2 protein-coding genes are annotated in these 5,948 nt (G+C 73.8%); both read left to right on the top strand.

Annotation, left to right across the window (positions count from 1 at the left end):
* On the top strand, window positions 1–5,203 hold a 5,203-nt coding region (locus IF00_RS0140115), incomplete at its 5' end, for a type I polyketide synthase (RefSeq protein WP_037640417.1).
* Window positions 5,204–5,372: 169 nt separating this feature from the next.
* The coding region (locus IF00_RS0140110; RefSeq protein WP_030327009.1) for a beta-ketoacyl synthase N-terminal-like domain-containing protein at window positions 5,373–5,948 on the top strand (576 nt) is incomplete at its 3' end.

Genomic DNA, 5,948 nt, shown 5'->3' with positions numbered 1-5,948 from the left:
CGAGGACCGGGCCCGCCGCGCCGGTGTCTCCTCCTTCGGCATCAGCGGCACCAACGCCCACGTCATCCTCGCCGAAGCCCCCGCAGCCGAACCGGTCGCGTCCGGAGCCGGCGCCAGTGCCGGGAACGACGGATCGGGGCCCCTGTGGGTGCTGTCCGGCCGTACGGAGGCGGCGCTGCGTGCCCAGGCCACCGCACTCGTCGAGGCCCTGGACGCCTCCGTCGAGGAGTCCGACCGTGACCTCGGCCGTGCCCTGGCCACCACCCGTACCGCGCTCGATCACCGCGCGGCCGTCACCGCCGAGGACCGCTCCGAGGCCGTCGCGGCACTGGAGGCGCTCGGCCGCGGCGAGCCGCACTCCGCGCTGACGCTCGGCACGGCACGCCCCGACGACGGCCTCGCCTACCTCTTCACCGGGCAGGGCAGCCAACGCGTAGGCATGGGACGTGAGTTGTACGAGAGCGAGCCGGTCTTCGCCGCTGCTCTCGACGCGGTGTGCGCCGAACTCGACGCCTGCCGGGGCTCCGTGCCCGGTACTCCGCCGATCCGCGAGGTGATGTTCGACGACGCCGAGGCGCTCAACCGGACCGAGAACACCCAGTGCGCCCTCTTCGCCCTCCAGGTGGCACTGTTCCGGCTGTTCGAGCACCGGGGCCTGGCTCCGGACGCCGTACTCGGCCACTCCATCGGCGAGTTCGCCGCAGCCCATGTCGCCGGGATCCTCACCCTGCCGGATGCCTGTGCCCTGGTCGCCGCGCGCGGCCGGCTCATGCAGGCCCTGCCTGCCGGTGGCGCGATGCTGGCGGTCCAGGCGTCGCAGGAGGAGGTCCTCCCGCTCCTCGAAGGCCGCGAGCACGAGGTGAGCATCGCCGCCGTCAACGGGCCCATGGCCGTCGTGGTCTCCGGCGACGTCGAGGCCGTCGAACAGGTCGCCGAGGCGTTCGCCGCCTCCGGCCGCAAGACGCGCCGGCTCGTCGTCAGCCACGCCTTCCACTCGCACCGCATGGACGGCATGCTCGACGCGTTCGCGGCCGTGACCGCGGGCGTCACGTACGCGGAGCCGCGTATCACCATGGTGTCCACCGTCACCGGAGGACCCGTCGACGTCACCGCCGACTACTGGGTGCGGCAGGTGCGACGGGAAGTACGGATGTCCGACGGTCTGGCGGCGCTCCACGGCCTCGGGATGCGGACCTTCCTCGAACTCGGCCCGGACGGTGTGCTGTCGGCGCTGGGCCAGGACTGCCTCGACGACGACGCGCTGGCGTTCGTCCCGGTACTGCGCCGCGGCAGGTCCGAGCACCGCACCCTGGCCGCCGCGCTCGGCACCCTGCACGTCCGTGGCCGAGGCCCGGACTGGAAGGCCGTGTTCGGCCCGGGACCGACGCCGGGACTGCCCACGTACGCCTTCCAGCGGGAGCGGTACTGGCTGACCGCGCGCGGCACCGAAGGGGCGGCCGGTCATCCACTGCTCGGCCCCGCCGTCGAACTCGCCGAATCCGGCCAGGTCGTCCTGACCGCCCGGCTCGGCCGCCGTACCCACCCCTGGCTCGCCGACCATGCCGTCCTCGGTTCGGTCCTGCTGCCCGGCACCGCGTTCCTCGAACTCGCCGCCCGCGCCGGCGCGCAGTCCGGTACGCCGCGGGTCGCCGAACTCACCCTGCTCGCCCCGCTGGTGCTCCCGGAGGAGGGCCGCACCGAGGTGCAGGTCGTCGTGGCCGCGTCCGGCGACGACGGACAGCGGGCGTTGACCGTGCACGCCCGCACCGAGATGCCGGACGGCGCCGTCGAGCCGTGGACCCTGCACGCCACCGGATCCCTCGCCCCGCGCGACGGGGCCCCCGCGACCGCACCGGGTCTGCCCTCCGCCGAGGCCGAGCCGCTGGAGGTCGACGGCTGCTACGACGAGCTGGCCACCGCGGGATACGCCTATGGGCCCGTCTTCCAGGGCCTGCGCGCCGCGTGGCGGCACGGCGAGGCCCTCGTCGCCGAGGTCGCCCTGCCGTCTTCCGTCACCGACGCCGCCTCGTACGGGCTGCACCCGGCGCTGCTCGACGCGGCCCTGCACCCGATCGTCATGAGGGCGCTGGACGACGGCAACCGCCGCCTGCTGCCCTTCTCCTGGCACGGGGTGACCGTCCGTCAGCCCGGTTCCCGTACCGCCCGCGTCGTCATCACCACCACCGGGGCGGACGCGGTGTCCCTGACCCTGCTCGACGAGTCCCGCGCGGTGATCGCCGAGGTCGAGGAACTGGTCCTGCGCCCGGTGAGCGACGAGGTGGCCGTCCCGCGGTCCCTCCACCGGCTGGACTGGATCCCGGCCACGGTGGACCGGGAACCGTCTCCGTCGGCCGCCGCGCTCGGCGCCGCCGACCTGGGCGTCGGTGCGCTGTACGCCGATCTCGCGACCCTGGGCCAGGCCCTCGACGCGGGGCTTCCCGCCCCCGAGGTGGTCCTCGCGCCGCTCGCCCACCTCGGGGACTCCGGTGACGCCACCGGGCTCGGAGAGCGGGTCGACGGTTCGCGGGCCGACTCCGGGACCGCCGCGCACCGCGCGCTCACCCTGCTCCAGGAGTGGCTGGCCGACGACCGGCTCGCCGACTCCCGGCTGGTGCTCGTCACCCGGGCCGCCGTGGCCACGGCCGCGGACGCCGACGTGGACCCCGACCTCGCCGCCGTATGGGGTCTGGCCCGCTCGGCGCAGACCGAGAACCCCGGGCGCGTCGGACTCCTCGACGTGGAGTCGGCAGCCGACTGCCGTACCGCACTGCCGCTGATCGCCGCAGAACAGCAACTCGCCGTACGAGAGAACGAGTTGCTCGTACCGATGCTCGGCCGGGCGACGGCCGACGGTTCCCTGGTCCCCCCGGCCGGCGTCACCGCCTGGCGGCTCGGGGTCCGTGACCGCGGGACTCTGGACCACCTGGCCCTCGAACCCTGCCCGGAGGCCCTGGCCCCGCTGACCGAGGGTGAGGTACGCATCGCGGTGCGCGCCGCGGGCGTCAACTTCCGCGACGTCCTCAACACCCTCGGCCTCTACCCCGGCGACCCCGGTCTGCTCGGCCTCGAAGGGGCCGGTGTGGTCACCGAGGTCGGGCCCGGCGTCACCGGTCTCGACGTCGGCGACCGGGTCATGGGCCTGTTCTCCGGGGCGTTCGGCCCGGTGGTCGTCGCCGACCACCGGCGGGTCGCCGTCATGCCCGCCGACTGGACCTTCGCCCAGGCGGCGTCCGCGCCCATCGTGTTCCTCACCGCCTACCACGCCCTGGTCGACCTCGCCGGCCTGGCCGCGGGCGAGCGCGTCCTGATCCACGCCGCCGCCGGCGGTGTCGGGATGGCCGCCGTCCAGCTGGCCCGGCATCTCGGGGCGGAGGTGTACGGCACGGCGGGCCCCGGCAAGTGGGACGCCCTGCGTTCCCTCGGCCTGGAGGGCGCGAACCTGGCGTCGTCCCGCACGCTGGACTTCGAGTCCGCGTTCGGCGCGGCCACCGAAGGCCGTGGCATGGACGTCGTACTGAACTCGCTCGCCGGTGAGTTCATCGACGCCTCCCTGAGGCTGCTGCCGAACGGCGGTCGTTTCGTGGAGATGGGCAAGACCGACCTGCGGGACCCGGAACAGATCGCGGCCGACCACCCCGGGGTGAAATACGGCTTCTTCGACCTGCTGCAGGAGCCGACGGAACGGATCGCCGAACTCCTCACCGACGTCCTGCGGTTGCTCTCCTCGGGCGCGCTCACTCCGCTGCCGCTGAGCACCTGGGACATGCGACGGGCGCCGGAGGCGTTCCGGTACGTCAGCCAGGCACGGCACATCGGCAAGGTGGTCCTCACCCTGCCGCCGGCCCTCGACCCGGACGGCACGGTCCTGATCACCGGCGCCACCGGCGCCCTGGGCGGACTCGTCGCGCGGCATCTGGTCACCGAGCACGGCGCCCGCCGGCTGCTCCTCGTCAGCCGCCGGGGTCCCGACGCGCCGGACTCCAGGGAACTGGCCTCCGAGCTCACCGAGTCGGGCGCGGAAGTGACCCTGGCCGCCTGTGACACCGCCGACCGCGACGCGCTCGCGCAGCTGCTCACCGGCGTACGGCTCACCGCCGTCGTCCACGCGGCGGGAGTCCTCGACGACGGCGTGATCACCGCGCTCACCCCGGAGCGCCTCGACACGGTGCTCGCCCCCAAGGCCGCCGCGGCCCGCCATCTGCACGAGCTGACCGCGGACCACGACCTCGCGGCCTTCGTCCTCTTCTCCTCCGTCATGGGCATCATCGGTGGCGCCGGCCAGGGAAACTACGCCGCGGCCAACGCCTACCTCGACGCCCTGGCCCAGCACCGCAGGGCACAGCACCTTCCCGCCCTCTCCCTGGCCTGGGGCATGTGGGCGGACACGGCGGGACGACCGGGCGCCGCCGGAATGGCGGGGTCCCTGTCCGAGGCCGACCGGGGCCGGCTCGCCCGGACCGGCCTCGCGCCCATCGACCGGACGGAGGGCCTGGCCCTGCTCGACGCGGCACTGCGCATGGACGCCGCCGCGCTCGTACCCGCTCCGCTCGACCGCGCCACCCTCGGCGCGCTGGGCAACCAACTGCCCACCGTGCTGCGGGACCTGGCCCCGGCCGCACCGCGACCGGCCCAGACCGCGGCCACCGCCGCGACCCCGACGACCGCGACACTGCGCGACCGCCTCGCCGCACTGGGCCCGGACGAGCGCGAGGAACTGCTCCTCGACCTCGTCCGGGTGCAGACCGCCGCCGTGCTCGGCCGTTCCTCCGCGTCCGGCATTCCCGCCGACCGGTCCTTCAAGGACCTGGGCTGCGACTCGCTGACGCTCGTCGAACTGCGCAACAGGCTGCAGACCAGCGCCGATCTGCGACTGCCCGCCACATTCCTCTTCAACTACCCCACGCCGATCGCCGTCGTGGCCCATCTGCACGGTGAACTCGGCCCGGTCGAAGGGGATTCCGCCACCTCCGGCGAGCTCAAGACCGCTCCCGGGCTGGTCGAACTCGACGGGCTCGAAGCGGCGCTCGCCGACCTGCCGGACGACACCCAGGACGACATCAGGGACGAGATCGTCCAACGACTCCAGGCCCTGGTGGCCCGCGTACCGGCTCAGCGGACCCAGGCCGACGACAAGGATCTGGCCGCACGGGTCGAGTCGGCCTCGGTCGACGAGCTCCTCGCGTTCATCGACTCCGAACTCTGACCCCGATCCCCACTCCGCCCACAACTCCACCTGCGCACCGCACGGACCCGGATCCCGGTCCGCTCATCCTGTCCGCCGCGCGCGGCACGCCCGGGCACGTCCCACGGGCGTGCCGCGCCCGGACCGCGCACACGCACAGCTTCACGACGCCTACGGGGGCATCATCGTCATGACAACAACGGACAACGACAAACTCGTCGAATACCTCAAGCGCCTCACCGTCGACCTCCACCAGTCCCGTCAGAGGGTCCGTGAGCTGGAGGCCGGCGCCAACGATCCGATCGTGATCGTCGGCATGGGCTGCCGTTTCCCGGGCGGGGTGGACTCGCCCGAGGCGCTGTGGCAGGTCGTCGCCGAGCAGCGCGATGTGATCTCCGGACTCCCCACCGACCGGGGCTGGGACCTCGACGGTCTCTACCACCCCGACCCGGACCACTCCGGCACCTCCTACGTGCGCGACGGTGGATTCCTGAGCGGTGCCGCCGAGTTCGACCCCGCGTTCTTCGGGATCGCTCCCCGCGAGGCGCTGGCGATGGACCCGCAGCAGCGGCTGCTCCTCGAAGTGTCGTGGGAGGCCCTGGAGCGGGCGGGCATCGCCCCCGGAACGCTGCACGGCACGTCGACGGGCGTGTTCCTGGGCGCGATCGCCCAGGAGTACGGTCCGCGGCTCGGTGAGGCGGGGGCGGGTGCGGCCGGCTTCGGTCTGACGGGCACCACGTCGAGCGTGGCCTCGGGCCGGGTCGCC

Source organism: Streptomyces flavochromogenes (genome assembly GCF_000717595.1).
Classification (GTDB): Bacteria; Actinomycetota; Actinomycetes; order Streptomycetales; family Streptomycetaceae; genus Streptomyces; species Streptomyces flavochromogenes.
Note: the sequence above shows the minus strand (reverse complement) of the source record. Positions and strands in the feature narration are given on the sequence as shown.